Origin of the sequence: Corallococcus sicarius, assembly GCF_003611735.1 — a bacterium.
Taxonomy (GTDB): Bacteria; Myxococcota; Myxococcia; order Myxococcales; family Myxococcaceae; genus Corallococcus; species Corallococcus sicarius.
Genome location: NZ_RAWG01000738.1, coordinates 1 through 455, shown reverse-complemented (window position 1 = coordinate 455; position 455 = coordinate 1). Strand labels below are relative to the sequence as shown.

General features: G+C 57.8%; 1 protein-coding gene. It reads left to right on the top strand.

What is annotated here, in order from left to right:
• Nucleotides 1-455: hypothetical protein (locus D7X12_RS41935; RefSeq protein ID WP_500683250.1), on the top strand; the 455-nt coding region annotated here is incomplete at both ends.

Here is a 455-nt window from a genome sequence, read left to right as displayed (position 1 = left end):
AGATGAAGCAGGCACTTCGTGTAACCTTAGGTTTTTTTGTACTGCTGTGGGCAGCGATGCTGCACGCAGAAGTGCGCATTGAAATTACGCAGGGCGTGAACACCGCACGTCCAATTGGTGTGGTGCCGTTCAAATGGGCTGGCCCAGGCGCGGCACCAGAAGACATTGGCGGCATCGTCGCGGCTGACTTGCGCAACAGCGGTAAATTCAATCCGCTGGATCGTTCACGTCTGCCACAGCAGCCCGCCAGCGCGCAGGAAGTTCAACCTGCCGCATGGAGCGCATTAGGTATTGATGCGGTTGTCGTGGGTCAGGTCACGCCGAACCCGGATGGTAGCTACCAGATTGCTTACCAGCTGGTGGACACCGGCGGCGCACCTGGCACCGTGCTGGCGCAGAACTCTTACAAAGTCACTAAGCAATGGCTGCGTTATGCAGGCCACACAGCCAGTGAT